Raw genomic sequence first — 22,772 nt, 5'->3', positions numbered from 1 at the left:
TGAGCCTATGCAAGCTCCATCAAAGCCCGTGCTGCGGCTTCATCCGTAATCAGCGTATTGCATCCGATGCGCTTGATCGTGGCGCGGATGGCGATGGCACGATGTGCGCCTCCGGAGGCGAGCACAATGTGTTTGGCCTTGCGCAATGTGTCGAGGTCGATCGCCATGGCGTGCTGATTGATCGGGTGATCGACCGAGCGCCCTTCGGCATCGATGAAGTTGAACATGGTGTCACAGACGCAGCCGGCCTCGACAAGCTCACGCAGTGTCTCCTTCGAAATGAAGCCTTCCGACAGGGAGGTGGAGTGCGGGCCGATATCGCCGCAGGAGACGATGGCGAGATCGAGCGTTTCGGCAAGGTTGTAAAGCGTGGCAAGCCCGCATTTTTCGATCAGCGCCCGTTTTGTCTCGACCGAGTCCACCAGCAGCGGTGCAAGGAACATGTAACATTCCGCGCCGAGGGCGCTCGCCAGCCGCCAGGTATAATCGAGCGGGTTGGTCTGGTGCACGGCGACGATGCCGCCCAGTAGCGAGACGACCTTGCAGTTCTCCCGGCGCGGCGGCCGAAAACTGGAGAGCGAAGCTGTCATGGTGCGGCCCCAGCCGACACCGATGGTGGCGTCGTTCGGCACTGTCTCGGACAGGAACTGACCGAGCGCGAGGCCAACCGCTTTCGCGGTGCCCTCGGCGGTCGTTCTGTCAGCGGACGGAGAGGGGATGATGACAGCTTCGTCCAGCCCGTAGGCCGCCTCGAGCTGACCGGCCAGCGACACGAAATCCTCGATCCCTTCGTTGATCCAGATCTGCACTTCCGAGCGCTTCATGGCCTCGTCCAGAAGCCGGATCACGGTGGAGCGGCTGATGCCGAGCTTTTCGGCGACATCCTTCTGCGTCATGCCCTGATTGTAATAAAGCCACGCCGCCCGCAGCCTCAGCGAAGCCGCTTCGGAATAGGTCGTATGGGTGTCTCTTCTCAGTTTCGCCACGGTTTCCGCCAATTTTTACAGGACCTCGAGTATCGCAGGCGTGAAACTTATGTCAATTGCGATGCGCAAATGTCTTGACTTTCGCGCCTGCGGCTTGCGATAGTTGGAGCCGACGAAACCGCGATTTCGGCCTTGGGCGCACCTTCCGGTGCGGGAACGAAATGACGGCTGAGCAAGTTTTCAAGAGATCATGAAGGATCATCAGATATGACATCCAAACTCGAACAACTTCGCGCCATCACCACAGTCGTTGCCGACACCGGCGATATCGAGGCGGTTGCGCGCCTGAAGCCGGTGGATTGCACCACCAACCCGACAATCGTTCTGAAGGCACTCGGCACGCCGGCGTTCGCCGACGCTGTGAAGGAAGCCGTCGCCTGGGGCAAGAAGCAGGGCGGCCAGTCCGACGCCGTTGTTGCCGCCGTGGCAGACCGTCTCGCCATTTCGGTCGGCGCTGCGCTGGCCGGCCTCGTTCCCGGCCGCGTCTCGACGGAAGTGGATGCGGACCTTTCTTTCGATACCAAAGCCTCCATCGCCAAGGCGCACCAGATCATCGCCTCCTACAAGGAGCGCGGTATCGAGCGCGAACGCATCCTCATCAAGCTTGCCTCCACCTGGGAAGGCATCAAGGCCGCTGAGGTTCTGCAGTCTGAAGGCATCGACTGCAACTTGACGCTCCTTTTCTCGCAGGCCCAGGCAATTGCCTGCGCTGAAGCCAAGGTCTTCCTCATTTCGCCCTTCGTCGGCCGTATCCTTGACTGGTACAAGAAATCGACCGGTGAGAACTACACCGCCGAGACCGATCCGGGCGTTGTTTCCGTGCGCAGCATCTACAATTATTACAAGGCGAACGGCATCAGCACCGTCGTCATGGGCGCGTCCTTCCGCAATGTCGGCGAGATCGAAGCCCTTGCCGGCTGCGACCGCCTGACGATCAGCCCGGCGCTGCTGGAAGAACTGGACAAGGACACCGGCAAGCTGGAGCGCAAGCTTTCGGCTGACAACGTCAAGGCCGAGCCACTGCAGTCCCTGGACGAAAAGGCATTCCGCTGGGCGCTGAACGAAGACGCGATGGCTACGGAGAAGCTTTCGGAAGGCATCCGCCTGTTTGCCAAGGACCTGGTAACGCTGCGCGAAATGGTCCGCAAGGAACTGACGGCCGCCGCGGCTTAAGGGGTGGAGCTAAGGCTTCCGGTGGCCCTGCCACACACGTAACGTCATCCTCGGGCTTGTCCCGAGGGTCAATCCATGCTGCGTGAAATCAATCGGTTGCAGATCCTCGGGACAGGCCCGAGGATGACGAAAACGGGAGATCGCCTCCTCGTCTTTGACCTCGGCGGAACATTTTAAGCTCCCACCGCGTTTACGAAGCATAAATCTCCAGTCAATTGAAACGCGATCGGATCCCTGCCGGTCGCGTTTTTTTGGGCTCAGGCGCCGCCCGTGACGATTTCCGAAATGCGCGTCGCTGCCTCCCGGATCAGCCCCTCGCAGGCTTCGCGTGTCGGTGCCTTGCCGCCGAGCGGGGTGATGTAAGGGCAGGTGATGACGGCAAGGGCGGTACCGTCGAGCGTCAGCACCGGCGCGGAAATGTTGCGCACGCCGGCAGTCTGAAGGCTGTCCATGGATTCTATGCCGTTTCTGCGCACGGTCGCCAGGCGCTCGGCGAGGCCGGCAGGAACGGTGTCGCCGCTGCCGCGCACCTGCTCGGCGATCATGATCTCGCGCTGTGCGTCCGTCTGGAAGGCCAGAAGCACATGGCCGGAGCCGGTGTGGAACAGGCTCATCTGCGCGCCGACGCGCATGGACATGGCCCAATAGGTCGCCGATTCCTGCTGTGCAATGACGACAACACTGCCCCGGTCGTAAACGGCGAGATGACACGCCTGCTCGGCGCTGGCGGAGAAATCGCGCATGACGGGCGCGGCAAATGAAACCAGCCGCCGGATCGGCGCATGGAAATGCGCCAGTCCGAACATTTTGAGCGTCAGCGAAAACCGGTCGCCTTCCAGCCGGTGGACATAGCCCCGGCGCACCAGCCGATCCAGCATGCGATATAGCTCGTTCGGACTCTTGCCGATCGATTTGGCGATTTCGATCTGCGTCAGCCCACCATCGGTGCGGGCCAGAAGTTCGAGAATGTCCAACCCCTTGTCGAGGGCTGGGGCGCGATATCGGTCGCTGTCGTCTTCAGTCATCTGACCTCGGTGGTGTTTCGCTGCGCGGCATGAGCACAAATTGGGTTGCCCTGCCGCCATACGCGCAAGTTTGCTTGACGCCATATGAATACCGCGTTTACATATGAATTGTCGATCCATATTTGAGATCAATCAAATTCAGCGGTCCATCGTGAAAGGTGGGCGCGCCTTAGCGGGAGGCTATTCATGGTGCAGGATTTTAACGGCCGGACAGTGGTGATCACCGCCGCCGGTCAGGGTATCGGGCGGGCAACGGCGGAGCGCTTCATCTCGCTGGGTGCGCGCGTCATCGCTACCGATATCAATGAACAGGCGCTTTCGACCCTGGAAGGTGCGGAAACCCGGGTTCTGAACGTGCTTGACGGCGACGGCGTCAAGGATTTCGCGGCCGATATCGGCCATGCGGATGTGCTGTTCAACTGCGCCGGCTTCGTTCATGCCGGCACTATCCTTGACTGCGAGGAGAAGGACTGGGATTTCTCCTTCGACCTGAATGCCAAGGCCATGTACCGAACCTGCCGCGCTTTCCTGCCAGGCATGCTGGAAAAGGGCAAGGGCGCGATCGTCAACATGTCCTCGGTCGCTTCAAGCGTGAAGGGCGTGCCGAACCGTTTCGCCTATACCGCTTCCAAGGCTGCCGTCGTGGGCCTCACCAAGGCGATTGCGGCCGATTTCGTCACCAAGGGCATCCGTTGCAACGCGATCTGCCCCGGCACTGTCGATAGCCCTTCGCTGCACGACCGTCTGCGCGCCACCGGCAATTACGAACAGGCGCTGGCCGACTTCATCGCGCGCCAGCCGATGGGCCGCATTGCAACGCCAGAAGAAATCGCAGCGCTCGTCACCTACCTTGCGTCCGACGAGGCAGGTTTCACCACCGGCCAGATCCACGTGATCGATGGCGGCTGGACGGGCTGATAAAGTTATATGGAAGAAAAGCGAGGCGACCGGCGTGAAAACCGGTCGCCTTTTTTATTCACACGACGGCGCTGCCGGCCATCAGTGCAAGCACGAGGAAGACCAGGAAGATCACCACGGCGATGAAGAACAGGATACGGGCAACGCCCGCCGCCGCGGCGGAAATGCCGGTGAAGCCGAACACGCCTGCGATCAAAGAAATGACGAAGAAAATAAGAGCCCATTTCAACATGGCGCTTCCCCTTTTGCAGAATTTTCCCGAGCCAGCCGCCCCGCGACAGGCTCGGTAAAATGACGCGCAAAAGGGGAAAATGTTCCACACGCCCGCAAAAATCGTTCCTTTAGAAGCCCGCCTCGCTGGCCGCGGATGTGCGGCGCGCTTTCAAGGTGGTGCGGATGAAGGTCGCGACGAAGGTGATGCTCATGAAGAGCACGATTGTCGGGGCAGGGGCGCTGTCGATCAGGAAACTCAGCCAGATGCCTGCAAGCGACGAGGCGGCCGCAACCGTAATGGCCACCAGCAGCATGGCGGAAAAACGTCGGGTCAGCAGGAAGGCGATGGCGCCCGGCGCAACGAGCATCGCCACCGATAGAATGATGCCCACCGCCTTCAGCGCGCCGACCACGGTGAGCGACAGAACCATCAGGAGGCCGTAATGGAGCAGGCGCACCGGCAGACCGATGGCTCTGGCATGCTGCGCATCGAAAGCGTTGACCAGCAGATCCTTGCGCAGCACGCCGAGGAACAGCGTGGCGAACAGCGCAATCAGCCCGGTCTCCACCATGTCCAAGGGCGCAATGCCCAGCATGTCGCCGAAGAGGATGTGGTCGAGATGCACATCGCTCTGCACCTTCACGTAAAGCACAAGCCCCAACCCGAACATGCCGGAAAAGACGATGCCAAGCACCGTGTCTTCCTTGATGCGGCTGTTTTCCTTGATGAAACCGGTTCCAAGCGCGCAGATCATGCCGGCAATGAAAGCGCCGATGGAAAGCGGTAGGCCAACGATATAGGCCACCACCACGCCGGGCAGCACGGCGTGGGAAACCGCATCCCCCATCAACGACCAGCCCTTCAGCACCAGAAAGCAGGAAAGCATTGCCATCGGCACCGCGATCATCAGCGTGATGGCGAAGGCATATTGCATGAAGGGCAGCTGGAACGGCAGAATGGCCAGTTCGAGATATTCACTCATGGCGCGTCCTCCAGCTCCTTGCGGGCCTTGGCTTTGGAGGCAAGCAGGCCGTGTTTCGGCGCGAAGATGAAGGCGGCGAGGAAGATCGCCGTCTGCAGCACGACAATGACGCCCCCCGTCGCGCCATCGAGGAAATAGCTGAGATAAGCGCCGACAAAGCTGGTGGCCGCGCCGATGATGAGGCTCATCAGGATCAGCCGCTCGAAACGGTCGGTCAGGAGATAGGCGGTCGCGCCCGGCGTCACCACCATGGCGACGACGAGGAAGGCCCCGACGGTCTGCAATGCGGCGACCGTGGACGCGGCAAGCAAGGTGAAGAAGATCACCTTCAGCACATCGGGTTTCAGGCCCACGGTGCGGGCATGGTTCTCATCGAAGAAGACCACCATGAAGTCGCGCCATTTCAACGAGAGGACGAGGAGGCTGATGCCGCCGATCAACGCCAGCTGGATGGTGTCTTCGGTGGTGATTGCGAGAATGTTGCCGAGCACGATCGTCTGGATATTCACCGAGGTGGGAGACAGCGACACCATGAAGAGGCCAAGTCCGAAGAAGGAGGTGAAGATCAGCCCGATGATTGCGTCTTCCTTCAGCCGCGTTTTCTGGTTCAGAAACAGCATCGACCCGGCCGCAAGCCCACCGGAGAGAAAAGCGCCGAGCGAAAAGGGCAGGCCCAGCATATAGGCGCCCGCGACGCCGGGAACGATGGCGTGGGACAGCGCATCGCCGATCAGCGACCAGCCCTTCAGCATCAGATAGGCGGAGAGAAAACCGCAGACGCCGCCCACCAGCGCGCTGACCCAGATGGCGTTCAGCATGTATCCATAGGTGAAGGGCTCAAGAAGACTGTTTATCATCAGCCTTGTCCTTCGATGCGCGTCGGAATGTGTCCTTCTGGCCGTTCCGGCCATAGATCACGAAGGGCCGCTCGTCATCGGTGATGACTTTGAGACGGCGCGGATCGGCATCGTCATGCAGCTCCGCGCCGCCGAGAATGAAATGTCGCAGGCTGCCGCCGAAGGCATTTTGCAGGTTTTCTTCGGTAAACGTATCCTCCGTCGGTCCGGAAGCAAGGACCGTCCCCTTGACGAAGACGGCGCGGTCGCAGAATTCAGGCACGCTGCCGAGATTATGGGTGGAGACCAGCATGACGCGGCCTTCGTCGCGCAGTGCCTTCAAAAGGGCAACGATCTGCTCTTCCGTCGTCACGTCGACACCGGTGAAGGGCTCATCCAGAAGGATGACCTGGCCTTCCTGCGCCAGCGCGCGGGCGAGAAACACCCGCTTCTTCTGGCCGCCGGAGAGTTCTCCGATCTGTCGTTTTCGATAATCGAGCATGTTGACGCGTTTTAGCGCGTCCTCGACCATCCGGTGGTCGCGTTTCGAGGGGATGCGGAGGAAATTCATGTGGCCGTAACGGCCCATCATCACCACATCCTCGACCAGCACCGGAAAGCTCCAGTCCACCTCTTCCGCCTGCGGCACGTAGGCGACAAGGTTCTTCTTCAGCGCCTCCTTCACCGGCAGGTCGAAAATGGAAACGGATCCGGCCGCCAACGGCACGAAACCCATGATCGCCTTGAAAATCGTGGACTTGCCGGCGCCATTGACGCCGACAAGTGCAGTGATGGTTCCGCGGGGGATGGAGAAACTGGCGTTGCGCAACGCGGTGTGGCCGTTGCGATAGGTGACTGTCGCATTTTGAACCGTCAGGCCGCCGCCTGTTTTCTTACTGCTCATTCTCATGAAGACAGGCCTTTGGCGATGGTTTCGCCCGTCACGCGCAGCAGGTCGAGATAGGTCGGCACCGGACCATCGGCCTCGCTCAGCGAGTCGACATAGAGGATGCCGCCATAGGCCGCGCCGGTCTCCTTGGCCACCTGCTGGGCGGGATCGGGCGACACCGTGCTCTCGCTGAATATGACCCTGATATTGTGCGCACGCATGGCGTCGATCACGCCGCGCACCTGTTGTGGTGTGCCCTGACTGTCGGCATTGACCGGCCAGAGGAAGAGTTCCTTCAGACCAAAATCCCGGGCGAGATAGGAGAATGCCCCCTCGCTTGTGACCAACCAGCGCTTGTCTTCAGGCAGGGACGACAGCGCATCGCGGATTGGCTGCACGGTCGCCTTGATCTTGTCCGAATAGGCCTTGGCATTGGCGGCGTAGATATCGGCATGGGCAGGGTCGACTTGTGCAAGACCCTTGCGGATATTCTCTACGTAGATCAGGGCGTTATCGGGCGACATCCAGGCATGGGGATTGGGTTTTCCCTGGTAGGCCCCGCCGCTGATCGCCATCGGTTCCACGCCCTCGCTCACCGTCACATCGGGAACGCCGGAGAGGTTGGCCAGAAACTTCTCAAACCACAATTCCAGATTGAGCCCATTGCGCAGGACCAGGTTCGCCTTGCGGGCCTTGAGAATATCGCGCGGCGTGGGTTGGTAGTTGTGAATTTCGGCGCCCGGCTTGGTGATGCTCTCCACGTCCGCCGCCCCGCCCGCCACATTGCGCGCCATATCGGCGATGATGGTGAAGGTCGTCACGACCACGGGTTTTTCTTCGGCAAGCGCCACGCCCGGGATGAAAAGAGAAAGCGCGAAAACGGCATGCCGGATTTTATGGAGGTTCACGGAGCTCACCAGATTTTGTTGCAACTAATTCGCAATACCATCGGCCATAAAGTCATCCTTGTCAACGCTATTGCAAATCATTCGCAATTCAGGAGATTTTGGGCGTGTCCGAAAATGACGCGTTTTTGCGCGGGTTTGGCCTCGGGGATTAAACTTTTTTCAATGAGAAAGCGGCACTATCGCAAGGCTCGGACAGCGTGGTCCGAAGCTTGTCCTGCGTGTGTTCCTCATCCATCGAGCCACGTTGTGGGGCGAGGGCGCAAAACGGGGTACTTGATGTCAGGATGTTGCGGGTGAAAGCTGTATTCGGACGAATGCGGTTTTCGCGCAAGCTCGTTATGATCGGAGGCGGGATCCTGCTTTTGGCAGGTGCGACCGGGTCTGCTGCCGTTTTCATCGGCAGCGAGCGGCTGCTCGGCCCATCCTATGCCGCCACCAACGGGCTTTCCTGCGACGCAGTCCAGACGGTCAACATCCGCAAGAACGGCGCCCTGTGGGTTCGCAAATTCGTCCGCACCAGCGGTGGAGACGGCAAGGAGCGGTTGAAGACCGCCTTGCGCGTCGCAAAAGCCGTCTATGACAAGCAGAAACCCGATCTCGTTCAGGTATCCGTCCTAGACGCCAACGGGCCGCAATTACGGTCAGAAATGCGCGGCCGGGCGATTGCCGCCCAGGTGGTTTTCATTCCCGATCTGGCGAAAATTCCGGAAGGCGCAGATGCACACCGCTATTCTGCCTATTATTACGATGGTGCGGCCAATGCCAGCGGGCAGTTCTACGGATTGCGCATCGATCTTCCGCTCGAAGACACCGAAGCCATGGCGGCGGGCCTCAGCGATTTCACCGACTGTGCATCGCCCGTCACCGACACTGAAGGCGGCGGTCACGACGGCAAGTCCACCAAGGGCCACGGTGAAGGCACGGGCCACGGTGAAGGCAAGGGCGAGGCGGCTGCCGAACATGGCGCGACCCCAGCCGAAACCGGCCACGGAGAAGCAAGCCCCGAAACCCATGGCGACACGCCATCTCCCGAAGCGCACGGCGAAACCGGCACCGACGAACTCCTGACCTCGACGCCAGAAGCCGATGGCGGCAGCATCTTCAGCCTGAGTTACCTCAAGTCCCTGATCTTCGGCAAAGGCTCGACCACCGCACAGGCGGCGGAAGAGAAGCAGGCGGGCGAGGCGGCGGTGGCAGAAGAGCCTGGTGTCGGAAAGTCGGGGCATTAGTTTCCCGTTCACCGCCGCGTATAGTGTCACTAGCGGTGGTCAAACATCATGGATGCAATCGAGCAAAACCTTATTAACTGGAAAGCATCGCTCTCCTCAAATATTCCCGTAGGTGGACTGCTTTCTCGCAACTCAATCGTCTACAAGTGGAAAGCCGCTTTCCGTGTATGGATGCTCAGAGAAGCGGTGTTCTGGCGGTTTACCGACCTAATGACACAGTCATACGAATTGCACAGGAACGGAAATGGCCTCGGCGCGCGCATCTTGTTGCGGAGTGGGTTTGAGACCCTCGCCACCTTAATTTACCTAAACCAGCTCATGCAGGATGTCCTCGAACAGAAGTTAAACTTTCACACGTTCGCAGAGAAAACCGCCGTCTTGTTATTGGGATCCCGTAATAACGGTGATTTGCCATATTCGCTTAACATCGTCACAGTCTTGGATAAGTGTGATAAGCGTTATCCTGGAATAATGTCGCAGTATGCTGACCTTTCTGAGAGCTCTCACCCGAGCTATCAGGGACTCTGTATGGGATACTCGAAGATTGACCATGATGAGTTCGAAATACACTTCTCCAATCGGTGGATAGAGATATTCGGGAACCGGCATCTGGGATCGATGGAACTGTGTATGGAGACGTTCCACCATGAGTATGACCACGTATGGCCAGATCTTGTCGAAAAGCTTGAGCGATGGATCGAGGCGAACGACAAAGAACTTGAGGCGACGAAAGACTCTGAACACACTTCCTAGGGGCGGTCAACAAACCGCCCCGGTCATTCCGGATAAGTTCAATCCGCCTTGTTGCGGCGGGCCGGGAAGAGGATGACGTCGCGGATCGACGGGGCGTTGGTGAGCAGCATGATCAGGCGGTCGACGCCGATGCCGAGGCCGCCGGCGGGCGGCATGCCCTGGTCGATGGCGTCGAGGAACTCGTCGTCCAGCTGCTTGTCCTTTTCGCCGCGGGCGTGGGCCTGTTCCAGCTGCTCCACCATGCGGCGGCGCTGTTCTTCCGGATCGTTGAGTTCAGAGAAGGCGTTGCCCACTTCCCAGGCGTTGCAATAGCTTTCGAAACGCTCGACGAGGCGCGGTTCGCCCGGCACTTCCTTGGCAAACGGCGAGATGTCCTTCGGGAAATGCGTGACGTGGCTTGGCTGGATCAGCGTGCCTTCCACCTTCTCTTCGAAGATGAAGGCAAGGCATTCGCCCCAGGTCCAGTCCTTCTCGACGGCAAAACCGGCGGCCTTGGCGGCAGCGCGGGCTTCTTCGTCGGTCTTGATGGCGAGGAAGTCGATACCGGTTGCTTCCTTCACCGCATCGGGCATTGGCACGCGCTTGAACGGACCCTTGAACGAGATCGTCTGGCCCTGGAATTCCACCTCGGTGGTGCCATGCAGCGAGATCGCCAGCGTCTCGAACAGCCGCTCCACGAGACCCATGATGTCCTCGTAATCGGCATAGGCCCAGTAGCATTCCATCATGGTGAATTCAGGATTGTGCCGTGTGGAAACGCCTTCGTTGCGGAAGTTGCGGTTGATTTCGAAGACCTTGTCGGAAAGGCCTGATACCAGCGTGCGCTTCAGGAACAGTTCCGGCGCGATGCGCAGATACATGTCCATCTTCAGCGTGTTGTGGAAGGTCTTGAACGGATCGGCCGTCGCGCCGCCATAGACGGTCTGCAGCATCGGCGTTTCGACTTCGAGGAAACCTTCGGCCTCCATGAAGCGGCGGATGCCGGAGAGAATCTTGGAGCGCTGCAGGAAGCGCAGCTTGGACTCCTCGTTGGAGAGAATGTCGAGGTGGCGCTTGCGGTAACGCAGCTCGATGTCGGAGACGCCGTGCCACTTTTCGGGCATTGGCAGCAGCGACTTCGTCAGCATGGTGATTTCTTCGGCATTGATCGTCAACTCGCCGCGCTTGGTGCGGCGCACCTTGCCGGTCACACCGATGATGTCGCCGATATCGATCATCGGCAGCAGGTTGCGCGCCGCTTCCGGCGTCGTATCCTTGTGCGAGAAAATCTGCACCTTGCCCGAGGCGTCATGGATGTCCATGAACATGCCGGAATTGCGCGAGGAATAAACGCGGCCCGCCACGGTCACCGTATCGCCGGTTTCGACGTCGGCTTCGATGTCGGCGTATTTTTCCGCGAGTTCCGCATTGCTCATCGTGCGGTGGAAATGCGCCGGGTAAACGTCGCCGATCTGCTCGCGCAGCAGCGCAAGTTTCTGGCGGCGCACTTCTGTCGCGTCGGAGGAAAGGGCGGTGGTTTCGGTCTTGGTGTCGGTCATCGTGTTTGCCTTTAGCGGGCTTGTTCGTTGCGGTTACCCGTGGCGCTCTGGATCACCCCCCTCTGTCCTGCCGGACATCTCCCCCACAAGGGGGGAGATCGACAAGCGGCTGGCACCTTGCCCATGGAGCGAGCGGGTCCAGCATCCGATCTCCCCCCTTGTGGGGGAGATGCCCGGCAGGGCAGAGGGGGGTACCCCAAGCATAGGGGTATATTTCAGTGTGCTGCCGTCACCGCCAGCACGTCATCATCAGCTTCCGCTGCCAACCATCGTGGCCACAACGGTAATCGCAGCCTTCAGGCGCTGGCGCACGACGGAGCGGCCAAGCAGCGCCATCGAGTCAAACAGCGGCAGCGAGCGCGACGACCCGGACATGGCGACAAAAAGCGGCGGCGTGACGACGCGCAGCTTCTTGCCGGTGCGTTCCGCCACATCGCGCAGCTCGGCCTCGATGGCTTCCACGTTCCAGTCAGGCATCTTTTCGAGGTCTGCTGCAACGGTGGTGAGGATCTCGTGGATTTCTTCCGGCTTGCTCTTCAGCCCGGCAAAGGAAGCGGGCGTGAGGCCAGCATCGCTTGCGAGCAGGAAGCCGGCAAGGTTCGGCAGCTCACCGAGCTTGGAGACGCGGCTCTGCGCAAGCTTCAGGCCCTCGGTCAGGCGGGAATTTTCCATCGCCCATTCCAGTGTACGGGCAATGAACTCTTCCGGCGAAAGCTTTTCGCGCAGCCAGCGGCCGTTCAGCCAATCCAGCTTCTGGATATCGAAGATGGCGCCGGCCTTGGAGAGCGCTTCCGGGTCGAACTTCGCGGCGAGCTCGTCCATGGTCAGAAGCTCTTCGCCTTCGGCGATCTGGATGAAGAACAGGCCGAGGAAGTTCATCAGCGCTTCCGGCAGGTAGCCGAGCGCGGAGTAATAAGAGATCGAGGTCGGGTTCTTCCGCTTGGAAAGCTTGGACTTGTCGGCGTTGCGCATCAGCGAAAGATGCATGAACACCGGCTCCTGCCAGCCGAAATAACGGTAAAGCAGGATGTGCTTGGGCACGGACGCCAGCCATTCTTCGCCGCGCGCCACATGGGTGATCTTCATCAGATGGTCGTCGATGACGTTGGCCATGTGATAGGTCGGCATGCCGTCGGCCTTGATCAGCACCTGCATGTCGACGGAATCCCACGGGATCGACACATCGCCATAAACACCGTCATGGAAATCGCACGAGCCTTCGGTCGGGATTTTCATGCGCACGACGTTGGCTTCACCGGCGGCAACGCGGGCGGTCACTTCTTCGGCCTTCAGGTTGAGGCAGTGGCCGTCATATTTCGGCGGCTTGCCGGCGGCGCGCTGGGCTTCACGCATCTGCTCCAGCCGCTCGGGCGTGCAGAAACAGCGGAAGGCATGGCCTTTTTCGAGCAGCTCTTCGGCATAGGGCCAGTACATGGCTTTGCGTTCGGACTGGCGATACGGGCCGTAAGGGCCGCCAACATCAGGGCCTTCCGACCAGGTAAGGCCGGTCCAGCGCAGGGCTTCCAGCACCTTCTGCTCATATTCGAGGGTCGAGCGGGTGGCGTCGGTATCCTCGATGCGCAGGATGAACTCGCCGCCGTGTTTCTTGGCGAAGAGATAGTTGAACAGCGCGATATAGGCGGTGCCGACATGCGGCTCGCCGGTGGGGGAAGGTGCAATGCGGACGCGAACGCCGGAAGTGGTCATGAAATTCACTCGTCGTGGACGTGGCAGTGACATCGGAGCGTTTTACCCAGATATCACGGAGTTTTCGTTTGGATGCGGCAGGACATCATGTCGAAAGGCGAAAAGAAAGCGCCTTTTTCATATTCCCGTTCGGCTTCGGCTTAGGCCATATTCTGCCGCAGGCGTCAAGGAAATATGGAATCTGAGGCGCTGCCGGGCACTAGCGTCCGGCCTTAATTGACCGGCCAGACATAGAGCAGCATCGGGATGCTGACGATGACGATCATGATCGACAATGGCAGGCCAAGCCGCGGATAGTCGCTGAAACGATATCCGCCCGGGCCCATGACCAGCGTATTGCACTGGTGGCCGATGGGGGTGAGGAAATCGCAGCCAGCGCCAATCGCCACCGCCATCAGAAAGGCCTCCGGCCGGAAGCCGAGGGTGGTGGCAAAACCTGCGGCGATGGGGGCCATGACCAGAACCGTGGCGGCATTGTTGAGGAAGGGCGTTACCGCCATGGCGGTGAGCAGGATCATGCCGAGCGCCGCGAAAGGCGGCAGACCCTGCGCCGCATGCCCGAGCCAGCCTGCGATCAACTCGCTGGCGCCGCTGGTGCGTAGACTGTCGCTGACGGGAATGAGGGCGGCGAGCATCACAAGGATCGGCCCATCGACGGATTTATAGACCTCGGTCAGCGGAATGGCGCCGACCACGATCATCAGGAAAGCGGCCGCGAAAAAGGCGACCGAGACCGGGACCAGCCCGCTGCCGGCGGCCAACATGGCGGCGGCAAGCACGATGACCGGCAGAAATGCGCGGCGCTGAACGCCAAGCAGGATTTCCCGCTGCGCCAGCGGCAGCAGCGAAAATTCCTGCAAAACCTGAGGCAGGTTCTTGCGGCCGCCCTGTAGAAGGATGACATCACCGGCCTGCAATGTCAGTTCCGACAGCCGCTGGCTGACGCGCTGGCCGCGCCGGCTGACCGCGATGAGATTGACGCCGCGGGTATAGGAGAGTGCGAGTTCGCGCGCCGAAATGCCGTTCAGAACCGATTCATTGCTGATGACGGCTTCCATCGAAATGAGGTCAGGCGCTTTCTGGCCGTTCTCCATCAGCGGCTTGCCCGAGAGAAGTAGCTTTGCCTGCGATACGATGCGATCGAGGCCCTCCGGGCTGCCTTCGAGCATGACGGTATCGCCCGCCTTCAGCTTCACGTCGGGGAAGGGCGAGATGCGCCTCGGTCCGCGCAGGATGGTGCTGGCAATGACATCGCCATCCGCCTGCTTGAGGAGCTCGCGCAGCGGCCTTTCCGAAAAGGTGCTGTCTGCGGGCAGCGTCGCTTCGGCTGTATAGGCGGATTGGTCGAGAATATCCTCCACCGAGGCCTTTTCCCGGTTGCGCACCGGCAGCAACCGGTAACCGAAGGTCAGGAAGATGATGCCGATGACGGTGAGGCCGGCCCCGACAGGCGTGAAGTCGAACATGGAGAAGCTTTGCCCCGTCATCTCCTCTCGCAGGCGGGAGACGACGATGTTTGGCGAGGTGCCGATCTGCGTCATCAGGCCGCCGAGAAGCGCGGCAAATGCCATGGGCATCAGATAATAGGAAACGGGGCTGCCGGACTTGCGGGCGAACTGAAAGGCAACCGGCATCATGATGGCGAGGGCGCCGATATTCTTGATGAAGGCCGACATGACGGCAACGACGATCATCAGAAAGGCAAGCTGCAGGCCTTTGGAGTGCATTTCGGGGAAATATTTTTTGATCGTCATGTCGACGATGCCTGAACGCGCCACCGCCGAACTGACCACCAGCGCGCTGCCGACGATGATGACGATATCATCGGAAAAACCCGAAAACGCCTTGTCGAAAGGCACGACGCCGAGTGCAATCGCCACCAGCAGCGCACTGCACGCGACGACGTCGTAACGGAACCTGTCCCAGATGAACGCGACCATCATGCCGGCGATGACGGTAAAGGCGAGAATCTGGTCTGTCGTCATGTTGGCTCATGCTTTCGAAGGTGAGGCACCGATAGAGGGCTCTATCGGTGATGACTTCGAAGAACGCAAGGTGGGGTGAGGCGGTTCCTTGGCTGGACCTGAAGGTTCATGCATTCTTCGTCATACCGGCCCTGAGCCGGCATCCAGCCGTCGCGCGTCTGCGCGGCGAGAGGAGTTTTTTCAGCCCAAGGACTTGGGCTGGTTGGATGCCGGATCAATTTCGGCATGACGGAGGAGAGTGCGATCAATGCACCGTTTTCGTCCCTGCCTTCTTGCGGCTTCTTGCATTGCGGGCCAGCATATTGAGCAGTTCCACCAACGCCGAAAACGCCATGGCAGCATAGACGTAGCCCTTGGGAACATGGAAGCCCATGCCTTCGGCGATCAGCGTCGTGCCGATCATCATCAGGAAGGCGAGCGCCAGCATGACGATGGTGGGATTGCGCTCGATGAAGTTGGCAAGCGGGGTTGCGGCCAGCAGCATCACTGTCACGGCGACGATGACGGCGACGATCATGATCGGCAGATGCGGTGTCATGCCAACGGCGGTGATGATGCTGTCGACAGAGAAAACGAGGTCGAGCAGCAGAATCTGGCCGATGGCGGCGCCGAAATTCATCGCGGCCGGACCACCCACCATGTCTTCCTTGTGATCTTCCGGGTCGACGTTGTGGTGAATTTCCTTGGTCGCCTTCCATACCAGGAACAGGCCACCGGCGATCAGGATCATGTCCTTCCAGGAGAAGGGATGGCCAAAGGCTTCGAAGACCGGTGTTGTGAGCTGCACGATCCATGCGACGGTGCCGAGCAGGCCAAGGCGCATGATGAGCGCGAGACCGATGCCGATCTTGCGAGCTTTCTCGCGTTGTTCGGGCGGCAGCTTGTTGGTGAGGATGGAGATGAAGATCAGGTTGTCGATGCCAAGCACGACCTCCATGACGATCAGCGTGACGAGCGCCACCCAGGCGGCGGGGTCGGACAGGAGAGGGAGAACGGACTCCATCAGGGAAATTTTCCTTTCAGCAACAAGGCTAGCCGAATATTCGGTGGGTGGAATTTATAGCGCAATACGCGAGAAACAAGGAGATCGCGTCTCCGATGCGCATAATTTCATCGAAATTTCGCGCAGTCCGCGTATCGGCGCTTGCGCCGTTGCTGAATGATCTCAGGCCTTGTCGGTTCCGTAGGCGGCCATGAATACCCTGATGGCGCTGGCGATCACCCGGTCCAGCTCCTCTTCCGGAACCGGGCCGTCGATTTCGCCGAAGAGCCGCAGCTTGAAAAACGTGCCGGTGGAAAGCTCGATATATTGCCGCGCAGCCAGCTCCACATCATCCACTTTCAGGTGGCCAAGCGCGATGTGGTGCTCGATGAAATCCTGAAGCACGGTACGGACATTGTTGGGCGCGGCGATGAAAAAACGCTGCGCGAGCTTGGGCATGCGGTCGATGACGCCGATAACCGAGCGCATGGCCGGGACCATATCGGAACAGATCATCTTGTTCGCGAAGGCCTTGCCGAACTGTTTAAGGCCTTCGCGCACCTCCTCGGTGCCAGCCAGGATGTTGCGCATGGACGTTGCGAATTCCTGGCGATGCTGGTCGACGAGGGCCGCGAACAAATCCTCCTTGTTGGAGAAATAGACATAGATCGTGCCCTTGGAAACGCCGGCTTCCCGCGTGATGTCGTTCATGCTCGCCGCATCGAAGCCCTTGAGCTTGAACACGCGCCACGCGCCCGCCAGAATCTGGTCGCGTTTGGCCGGGTCTTCGCCTGCCGCAAAACGCCCGGCGGTGTTGCCCGGACAGACCGTTTCCGTTTCCGTGTCCATATCCCTGTCTTCGCCTGCCATCCCTGCCGCCTCATAGCACCACAACGGCGTAAAAAAAATTAACCGAACGTCGAACCAATCGGTTCGATAACACTTGATATGTGTCAGGAAAGAGATTAAGTCAATCGAACCGAACGGTTCAGTTCGAAAAACTTTCTTCAATCTATCACGGTACATTCTCATGTCGGCCCAGAAGAATAGCGCGGTTCGCGCCGTCAACGATGCGGAAGAGGCGGATATCTCCGCCAAGACCGAGACCTCTCCCGCAAAGCCGGCTGAGGCACCGGCTGCGCCGCCTGCTCAGACGACGGCTGCGCCGAAGCAGAAGAAGCGCTCGAAGCTTCTTCCCGTCATTGCGATCGCCTTGCTGGCTGGCGCCGGCTGGTACGGTTACAACTGGTGGGTCGATGGCCGCTTTCTGGTCTCGACGGATGATGCCTATATCGAAGGCGATATCGCCGTCATCGCGCCGAAGGTTTCGGGCTACGTCGCCAAGGTGAACGTCATCGAAAACCAGGAAGTCAAGGCGGGTGATCCGCTGGTGACGCTCGATGATGGCGACTATCGCATTGCTCTTGAGCAGGCCGAAGCGCAGATCCGCACCGAGGAACTGTCGCTGAAGCGTATCGACGCCCAGATCATTGGCGGCGAAGCGGCGCTCGAGCAGGCCGTGGCCCAAAAGGGCGCACTGGATGCCGCACTGCGTGGTGCGGAAATCACCCAGAAGCGCGCGAGCGAGCTGCAGGCGAAAGATGTCGGCACGGTCGCCGCGTCCGACAATGCGCAGGTCGCGCTCGATCAGGCAAAGGCGAATGTCGTCGCCGGCGATGCCGCCATCTCCTCCGCCAAGGCCAATGTCGAACTATTGCGCGCCCAGCGTGAGGAAGCCGAGAGCACGATCCGTTCGCTGCAGCTTTCCCGTGACAAGGCCGCCCGTGACCTGTCCTTTACGGTTCTGAAGGCGCCCTATGACGGCGTCATCGGCAATCTGGCGGTGCAGAACGGCGATCTCGTTTCTGTCGGCAAGCGCCTGGCTTCGCTGGTGCCGATGAACGAGCTTTATATCGACGCCAATTTCAAGGAAACGCAGCTTGCCCGCGTCGTACCCGGTTCGAAGGTGCGCGTGCATGTCGATGCCTTTGACGATGCGACGATTGAAGGCACGGTGCAGTCGATCTCGCCCGGTTCGGGCTCGGTCTTCTCCATGCTGCCGCCGGAAAATGCGACAGGCAACTTCACCAAGGTCATCCAGCGCGTGCCGGTTCGTATCGTCTTCTCCAAGGAAGACCTCGCAAAGCACAATCTGCGCGCCGGCCTCAGCGTCGTTGTCGATGTCGATACCCGTACGGCGCCGGAAGGCACCAGAACGGCGCAAGTTAACCCGGAAGCCAAGTAAGGCGCATCGCTGATGCGCCGTTGAGGTCAAGATCATGGCGGCTACGGTTGTCGGTACGGGCGGGGCGTCCATCCCCGCCGATCCCCCGATGGACAGGCGCAGGCTCATCGCGTTCTTCGCGATGGTCTTCGGCATGTTCATGTCCATTCTCGACATTCAGATCGTCTCCGCCTCGCTTGCGGAAATCCAGGCTGGCCTCGGCGCCGGCTCGGATGAGATCGCCTGGGTGCAGACCTCCTATCTGATCGCCGAAGTGATCATGATCCCGCTGTCGGGCACGCTGGCGCGCATCCTGTCCACGCGCGTGCTGTTCGCCACCTGTGCGGCTGGCTTCACCATATCGAGCGCGCTCTGCGCCACCGCCACCAATATCGATCAGATGATCGTGTATCGTGCGATCCAGGGCTTTATCGGCGGCGGCATGATCCCGTCGGTCTTTGCGGCTGCCTTCACCATCTTCCCGCCATCGAAGCGTTCGGTCGTCTCACCGATCATCGGCCTGGTCGCCACGCTTGCACCCACCATCGGCCCGACGGTCGGCGGTTATCTTTCCAATGCCTTTTCCTGGCACTGGCTGTTCCTCGTCAACATCATTCCCGGCATCATCGTCACCATCCTGACTTGGAGCCTGATCGATTTCGACAAGCCGGAAAAGTCGCTCTGGAAGAAGTTCGACTGGTGGGGGCTGATCTCCATGGCGGTCTTCCTCGGCTCGCTGGAATATGTGCTGGAAGAGGGTAACAACAAGGACTGGTTCAACGACGAACACATCGTGCTGGGCTCGGTGGCCATGGCCATCGGTGCTGTCGTGTTTTTCTGGCGCGCCTTCAAGGTGGAATTCCCCGTGGTTGACATCCGCGCCTTTGCGGACCGCAACTTCTCGATCGGCTCGCTCTTCTCCTTCGTCATGGGCATAGGCCTTTATGGCCTGACCTATCTCTACCCGCTCTATCTCGGCCGGGTGAGGGGATATGATGCGCTGATGATCGGCGAGACCATGTTCGTGTCCGGTCTTGCCATGTTCTTCACCGCGCCGATTGCCGGCAAGGTTTCCACAAAGCTCGATCCCCGCGTCATGATGGCCATCGGCTTCATCAGCTTCGGTTGCGGCACCTGGATCATGACGCATGTGACGACGGACTGGGATTTCTACGAGCTGCTGATCCCGCAGATCCTGCGCGGTTTCGGGCTGATGATGTGCATGGTGCCGATCAACAACATCGCGCTCGGCACGCTGCCGCCCGCGCGTATCCGCAATGCGTCCGGCCTGTTCAACCTTACCCGTAACCTCGGCGGCGCCGTCGGCCTTGCCGTCATCAACACCATGCTGTCGCAGCGCACGGATGACCATTATGTGCGGCTGGCCGAACATATCAGCTATTCCAACCCGAAGGCGCTGGAATGGCTGAACAGTGTCGGCGCCAACTATGATTCCTATGGGCTGGATGGTGCCTCCGTCGCGGTCAAGAAAATGGTCGGCATGGTCTCGCAGCAGGCCTGGATATTGGCCTTCGCCGATGTTTTCTTCGCGCTGACGATTTTGTTCGGCAGCCTGATCTTCATGACGATCCTGATCCAGAAACCCAAGGCAGCGCCGCCACCAGACGCGGCGCACTGATAAAATCCCCTCCCATCCACCGCAGAGCTGGGGCCGTTGGAAACAACGGCCCCTTTTTTCTGCCTGTTGGCTCAATGGGGCGAGCGGTTGCCGCGTGTTTCTTCTCCCCCTCGGGGAGAAGAAACACGCGGCAACGCGGGCGAGAGAACACCGACGGATCGCCGTCTTGCATCGAAATATGAGGTACGTACATCATTTTTCGATTTACGACGGCGGCAAAGCTGGATATGCAAGGTGAGGGAGGAGCCATGAAGCCGACAGTTCACGATATCGCCGAACGGGCGGGCGTCAGCCTTGCCACGATTGATCGGGTGCTGAACATGCGCCCAGGCGTGCATGCGGCCACCCGGGCACGGGTGGAAGCGGCCATTGCCGAACTGGGTTACGTGCGCGATATCGCGGCCGCCAACCTGGCAAAGAGCCGTAATTATTCGATGGTCTTCATCCTGCCCGGCAATGATAACTCCTTCATGGCGACGCTGCGCGCCGAGGTGCGGGCCGCCGCGAGCCGTTCGCATCTGGAGCGCACGGCAATACGCGTCATAGAGGTCCCGCCCTTCAATGCATCGGCGCTGACGGAGGCGCTTGAGGTGGCCCGGCGGGAGAAGCCGTCGGGTGTGGCTTTCGTCGCCACCGATTCTGAAGATGTGGCCGAGGCTGCGGACCGGCTCGCCGATGATGGCATTGCCACGGTGACGCTGGTGTCGGACCTGTCGGGGTCGCGCCGCGACCATTATGCCGGTGTCGATAACGTCGCGGCCGGGCGCACGGCGGCAAGCCTGATGGGGCGTTTCCTTTCAGGGCGCGTCGGCGATGTCGCCGTTGTTGCGGGCTCCATGCTGGTGCGTGACCACCGCGAGCGTCTGGAAGGGTTTCGCACCGTCATCGAAAACGAATTTCCGCAGGTGCGGCTGCTGCCGGTTCTTGAGGGCAGGGATGATCCGCTCACCGTTGAGACGCTGGTGCGCGAGGCGCTTGGCAATCCGAACCTCTGCGGCATTTACAGCCTCGGTGCCGGTAATCGAGGCCTCATTAAGGCGCTTGGCGCCGCCGATGGTGAAAGACCACTTTCCGTCATCGCCCATGAACTCACGGAAAACACTGCCAGTGCGCTGCGGCAGGGGCTGCTCGATGCCGTGCTCAACCAGGATGCCGGCCACGAGGTGCGTAGCGCCATCCGCGTGTTGAAGGCGCGCGCTGATGGCCTGCCCGTCATCGCTGCGCAGGAACGTATCCGTATCGACATCTTCCTCAGGGACAATCTTCCCTGAATAAAACTGCTGAAAGTGGCGCATGGCGCGCCGGAATGGAGAAATACATGTATCTCGGTCTCGATCTTGGCACCTCAGGCGTCAAAGCCCTGCTGATGGACGGCGATCAGAAAATCATCGGCTCGGCCAACGGCTCGCTGGATGTTTCGCGCCCGCATCACGGCTGGTCGGAACAGGACCCCGCCGACTGGATTGCCGCGACAAAAACGGCCGTTGCCGGCCTGAAGCAGAAGTTTCCAAAAGAGCTTGCCGCGGTGAAGGGCATCGGCCTTTCCGGCCAGATGCACGGCGCGACACTTGTCGATGCCGATGGCAAGGTGCTGCGCCCCTGCATCCTGTGGAACGACACGCGTTCCCACGCTGAAGCTGCCGCACTCGACGCCGATCCGCGTTTCCGAAAGATAACCGGCAATATCGTCTTCCCCGGCTTTACCGCGCCGAAGCTTGCCTGGGTGGCGAAGAACGAACCCGAGATCTTCGCGAAAGTGGCCAAGGTACTGCTGCCGAAGGATTATCTGCGTCTCTGGCTGACCGGCGAATATATCTCGGAAATGTCCGACTCCGCCGGCACCTCATGGCTCGACACCGGTGCACGCAAATGGTCTTCCGAGCTGCTTGCCGCGACGGGACTCGATGAAAAGCATATGCCGTCTCTGGTGGAAGGCACGGATGAGGCGGGCGTTCTGCGCGCCGAACTCGCGTCCGAATGGGGCATTACCGGCCGCGCCGTGGTTGCCGGTGGGGCGGGCGACAATGCGGCCTCCGCCTGCGGCATGGGCACGGTGAAGGAAGGCCACGCCTTCGTCTCGCTCGGCACATCCGGCGTGCTTTTCGCCGCCAATGCCTCCTATCTGCCGAAGCCGGAAAGCGCCGTGCATGCTTTCTGCCACGCGCTGCCTAACACCTGGCACCAGATGGGCGTCATTCTCTCCGCCACGGATGCGCTGAATTGGTATTCGCGCCTGACAGGCCAATCCGCCGCCGATCTGACCGGCGAACTGGGCGAAACGCTGCTTGCCCCGACCGGCGTCACCTTCGCGCCCTATCTTTCCGGCGAGCGCACACCTCACAACGACGCCGCCATCCGCGGATCCTTCATCGGCCTATCGCATGAAAGCGACCGCAAGGCGCTGACGCAGGCCGTGCTTGAGGGTGTGACCTTCGCGATCAGGGACAATCTCGAAGCACTGAAATCCGCCGGCACCTCAATTTCCCGCGTCACCGCCATCGGCGGTGGCTCGCGTTCGGCCTATTGGCTGGCCTCGATCGCCACGTCGCTTGGTGTGCCCGTCGATATTCCGGCGGAAGGCGATTTCGGTGCGGCCTTCGGTGCTGCCCGCCTTGGCCTGATTGCCGCAACCGGGGCTGATCCGGTGGCGGTGTGCTCGCAGCCGGAAACGGCGCGGACGATTGAGCCTGTGGCTGATCTGGCCGGTGCCTATGAGGAGGCTTATCGGAGGTACCATGCGCTTTATCCGGCTATCCGGGCGCTTTCGCAGTGAGGTGTCGAGGG

The 22,772-nt window shown here is 60.3% G+C and carries 20 protein-coding genes; 8 read left to right on the top strand and 12 right to left on the bottom strand.

Annotated elements, in window-relative coordinates; translation table 11 throughout:
• Positions 1 to 5: 5 nt before the first annotated feature.
• On the bottom strand, positions 6 to 986 hold the full coding sequence (locus AT6N2_RS06110) for a sugar-binding transcriptional regulator (RefSeq protein ID WP_063951100.1): 981 nt from the start codon (positions 984 to 986) through the stop codon (positions 6 to 8).
• A gap of 207 nt (positions 987 to 1,193) precedes the next feature.
• Between AT6N2_RS06110 and tal the strand changes: the two genes are divergently transcribed.
• The gene (gene tal, locus AT6N2_RS06105; protein ID WP_144575346.1) at positions 1,194 to 2,159 is read left to right on the top strand and encodes a transaldolase; all 966 of its coding nucleotides are present in this window, start codon (positions 1,194 to 1,196) and stop codon (positions 2,157 to 2,159) included.
• 257 nt (positions 2,160 to 2,416) lie between these two features.
• Here the strand turns inward: tal and AT6N2_RS06100 are convergent, their stop codons facing one another.
• Positions 2,417 to 3,184 carry an IclR family transcriptional regulator gene (locus AT6N2_RS06100; protein ID WP_209089283.1) on the bottom strand — a complete coding sequence of 256 codons (768 nt, stop codon included), beginning with the start codon at positions 3,182 to 3,184 and terminating at the stop codon, positions 2,417 to 2,419.
• Positions 3,185 to 3,370: 186 nt separating this feature from the next.
• Here AT6N2_RS06100 and AT6N2_RS06095 point away from each other — a divergent pair, with 186 nt between their 5' ends.
• The gene (locus AT6N2_RS06095; RefSeq protein WP_209089280.1) at positions 3,371 to 4,102 is read left to right on the top strand and encodes an SDR family oxidoreductase; all 732 of its coding nucleotides are present in this window, start codon (positions 3,371 to 3,373) and stop codon (positions 4,100 to 4,102) included.
• A 58-nt stretch (positions 4,103 to 4,160) separates the two neighbouring features.
• Here the strand turns inward: AT6N2_RS06095 and AT6N2_RS06090 are convergent, their stop codons facing one another.
• The 5 genes from AT6N2_RS06090 to AT6N2_RS06070 all read right to left on the bottom strand — a co-directional run bounded on the left by AT6N2_RS06090 (position 4,161) and on the right by AT6N2_RS06070 (position 7,931).
• Entirely contained in the window at positions 4,161 to 4,334 is a 174-nt protein-coding gene (locus AT6N2_RS06090) for a DUF1328 domain-containing protein (RefSeq protein WP_003499086.1), read from the bottom strand.
• 109 nt (positions 4,335 to 4,443) lie between these two features.
• Positions 4,444 to 5,298 (bottom strand): metal ABC transporter permease, encoded by an 855-nt coding sequence (locus AT6N2_RS06085; protein WP_209089278.1) that lies wholly within the window; start codon positions 5,296 to 5,298, stop codon positions 4,444 to 4,446.
• Entirely contained in the window at positions 5,295 to 6,155 is an 861-nt protein-coding gene (locus AT6N2_RS06080) for a metal ABC transporter permease (protein WP_209089275.1), read from the bottom strand. Before AT6N2_RS06080 ends, AT6N2_RS06085 begins: the two co-directional genes overlap by 4 nt.
• Positions 6,136 to 7,044 (bottom strand): manganese/iron ABC transporter ATP-binding protein, encoded by a 909-nt coding sequence (locus AT6N2_RS06075; protein ID WP_063950899.1) that lies wholly within the window; start codon positions 7,042 to 7,044, stop codon positions 6,136 to 6,138. Before AT6N2_RS06075 ends, AT6N2_RS06080 begins: the two co-directional genes overlap by 20 nt.
• Complete coding sequence (locus AT6N2_RS06070) at positions 7,041 to 7,931, bottom strand: metal ABC transporter substrate-binding protein (protein WP_209089272.1); 891 nt, start codon at positions 7,929 to 7,931, stop codon at positions 7,041 to 7,043. Before AT6N2_RS06070 ends, AT6N2_RS06075 begins: the two co-directional genes overlap by 4 nt.
• 284 nt (positions 7,932 to 8,215) lie before the next feature.
• On the opposite strand from AT6N2_RS06070, the gene AT6N2_RS06065 reads away from it, so the two are divergent.
• Positions 8,216 to 9,160, top strand: coding sequence for a hypothetical protein (locus AT6N2_RS06065; RefSeq protein ID WP_233282483.1), 945 nt, complete (start codon positions 8,216 to 8,218; stop codon positions 9,158 to 9,160).
• A gap of 48 nt (positions 9,161 to 9,208) precedes the next feature.
• Positions 9,209 to 9,913, top strand: coding sequence for a hypothetical protein (locus tag AT6N2_RS06060; protein ID WP_209089269.1), 705 nt, complete (start codon positions 9,209 to 9,211; stop codon positions 9,911 to 9,913).
• 38 nt (positions 9,914 to 9,951) lie between these two features.
• On the opposite strand, the gene lysS is transcribed toward AT6N2_RS06060, so the two are convergent.
• From lysS to AT6N2_RS06035, 5 genes are all read right to left on the bottom strand, one after another.
• A complete protein-coding gene (gene lysS / locus AT6N2_RS06055; protein ID WP_004445220.1) occupies positions 9,952 to 11,451 on the bottom strand; it encodes a lysine--tRNA ligase in 1,500 nt (499 codons plus the stop codon).
• Between the two features lie 249 nt (positions 11,452 to 11,700).
• Positions 11,701 to 13,158 carry a glutamate--tRNA ligase gene (gltX, locus tag AT6N2_RS06050; RefSeq protein WP_209089266.1) on the bottom strand — a complete coding sequence of 486 codons (1,458 nt, stop codon included), beginning with the start codon at positions 13,156 to 13,158 and terminating at the stop codon, positions 11,701 to 11,703.
• 212 nt (positions 13,159 to 13,370) lie between these two features.
• Positions 13,371 to 15,143, bottom strand: a complete 1,773-nt coding sequence (locus tag AT6N2_RS06045) for an SLC13 family permease (protein ID WP_063950904.1) — start codon at positions 15,141 to 15,143, stop codon at positions 13,371 to 13,373.
• 244 nt (positions 15,144 to 15,387) lie between these two features.
• Positions 15,388 to 16,146 (bottom strand): TerC family protein, encoded by a 759-nt coding sequence (locus tag AT6N2_RS06040; RefSeq protein WP_063950905.1) that lies wholly within the window; start codon positions 16,144 to 16,146, stop codon positions 15,388 to 15,390.
• 162 nt (positions 16,147 to 16,308) lie between these two features.
• On the bottom strand, positions 16,309 to 16,995 hold the full coding sequence (locus AT6N2_RS06035; RefSeq protein WP_063950906.1) for a TetR/AcrR family transcriptional regulator: 687 nt from the start codon (positions 16,993 to 16,995) through the stop codon (positions 16,309 to 16,311).
• Positions 16,996 to 17,155: 160 nt separating this feature from the next.
• Here AT6N2_RS06035 and AT6N2_RS06030 point away from each other — a divergent pair, with 160 nt between their 5' ends.
• From AT6N2_RS06030 to xylB, 4 genes are all read left to right on the top strand, one after another.
• Positions 17,156 to 18,370: an HlyD family secretion protein gene (locus tag AT6N2_RS06030; protein WP_063950907.1), complete on the top strand. Its 1,215-nt coding sequence runs from the start codon at positions 17,156 to 17,158 to the stop codon at positions 18,368 to 18,370.
• 34 nt (positions 18,371 to 18,404) lie between these two features.
• Positions 18,405 to 19,988, top strand: a complete 1,584-nt coding sequence (locus AT6N2_RS06025) for a DHA2 family efflux MFS transporter permease subunit (protein WP_144575315.1) — start codon at positions 18,405 to 18,407, stop codon at positions 19,986 to 19,988.
• Positions 19,989 to 20,236: 248 nt separating this feature from the next.
• Positions 20,237 to 21,259, top strand: coding sequence for a LacI family DNA-binding transcriptional regulator (locus AT6N2_RS06020; protein WP_209089263.1), 1,023 nt, complete (start codon positions 20,237 to 20,239; stop codon positions 21,257 to 21,259).
• A 47-nt stretch (positions 21,260 to 21,306) separates the two neighbouring features.
• A complete protein-coding gene (gene xylB / locus AT6N2_RS06015) occupies positions 21,307 to 22,761 on the top strand; it encodes a xylulokinase (protein WP_209089261.1) in 1,455 nt (484 codons plus the stop codon).
• Positions 22,762 to 22,772 lie beyond the last annotated feature (11 nt).

The organism is Agrobacterium tumefaciens, from assembly GCF_017726655.1.
In the GTDB taxonomy this organism is placed as follows: Bacteria; Pseudomonadota; Alphaproteobacteria; order Rhizobiales; family Rhizobiaceae; genus Agrobacterium; species Agrobacterium tumefaciens_B.
The sequence above is the reverse complement of the archived record's forward strand: the minus strand, read 5'-3'. Positions and strand labels throughout refer to the sequence as shown.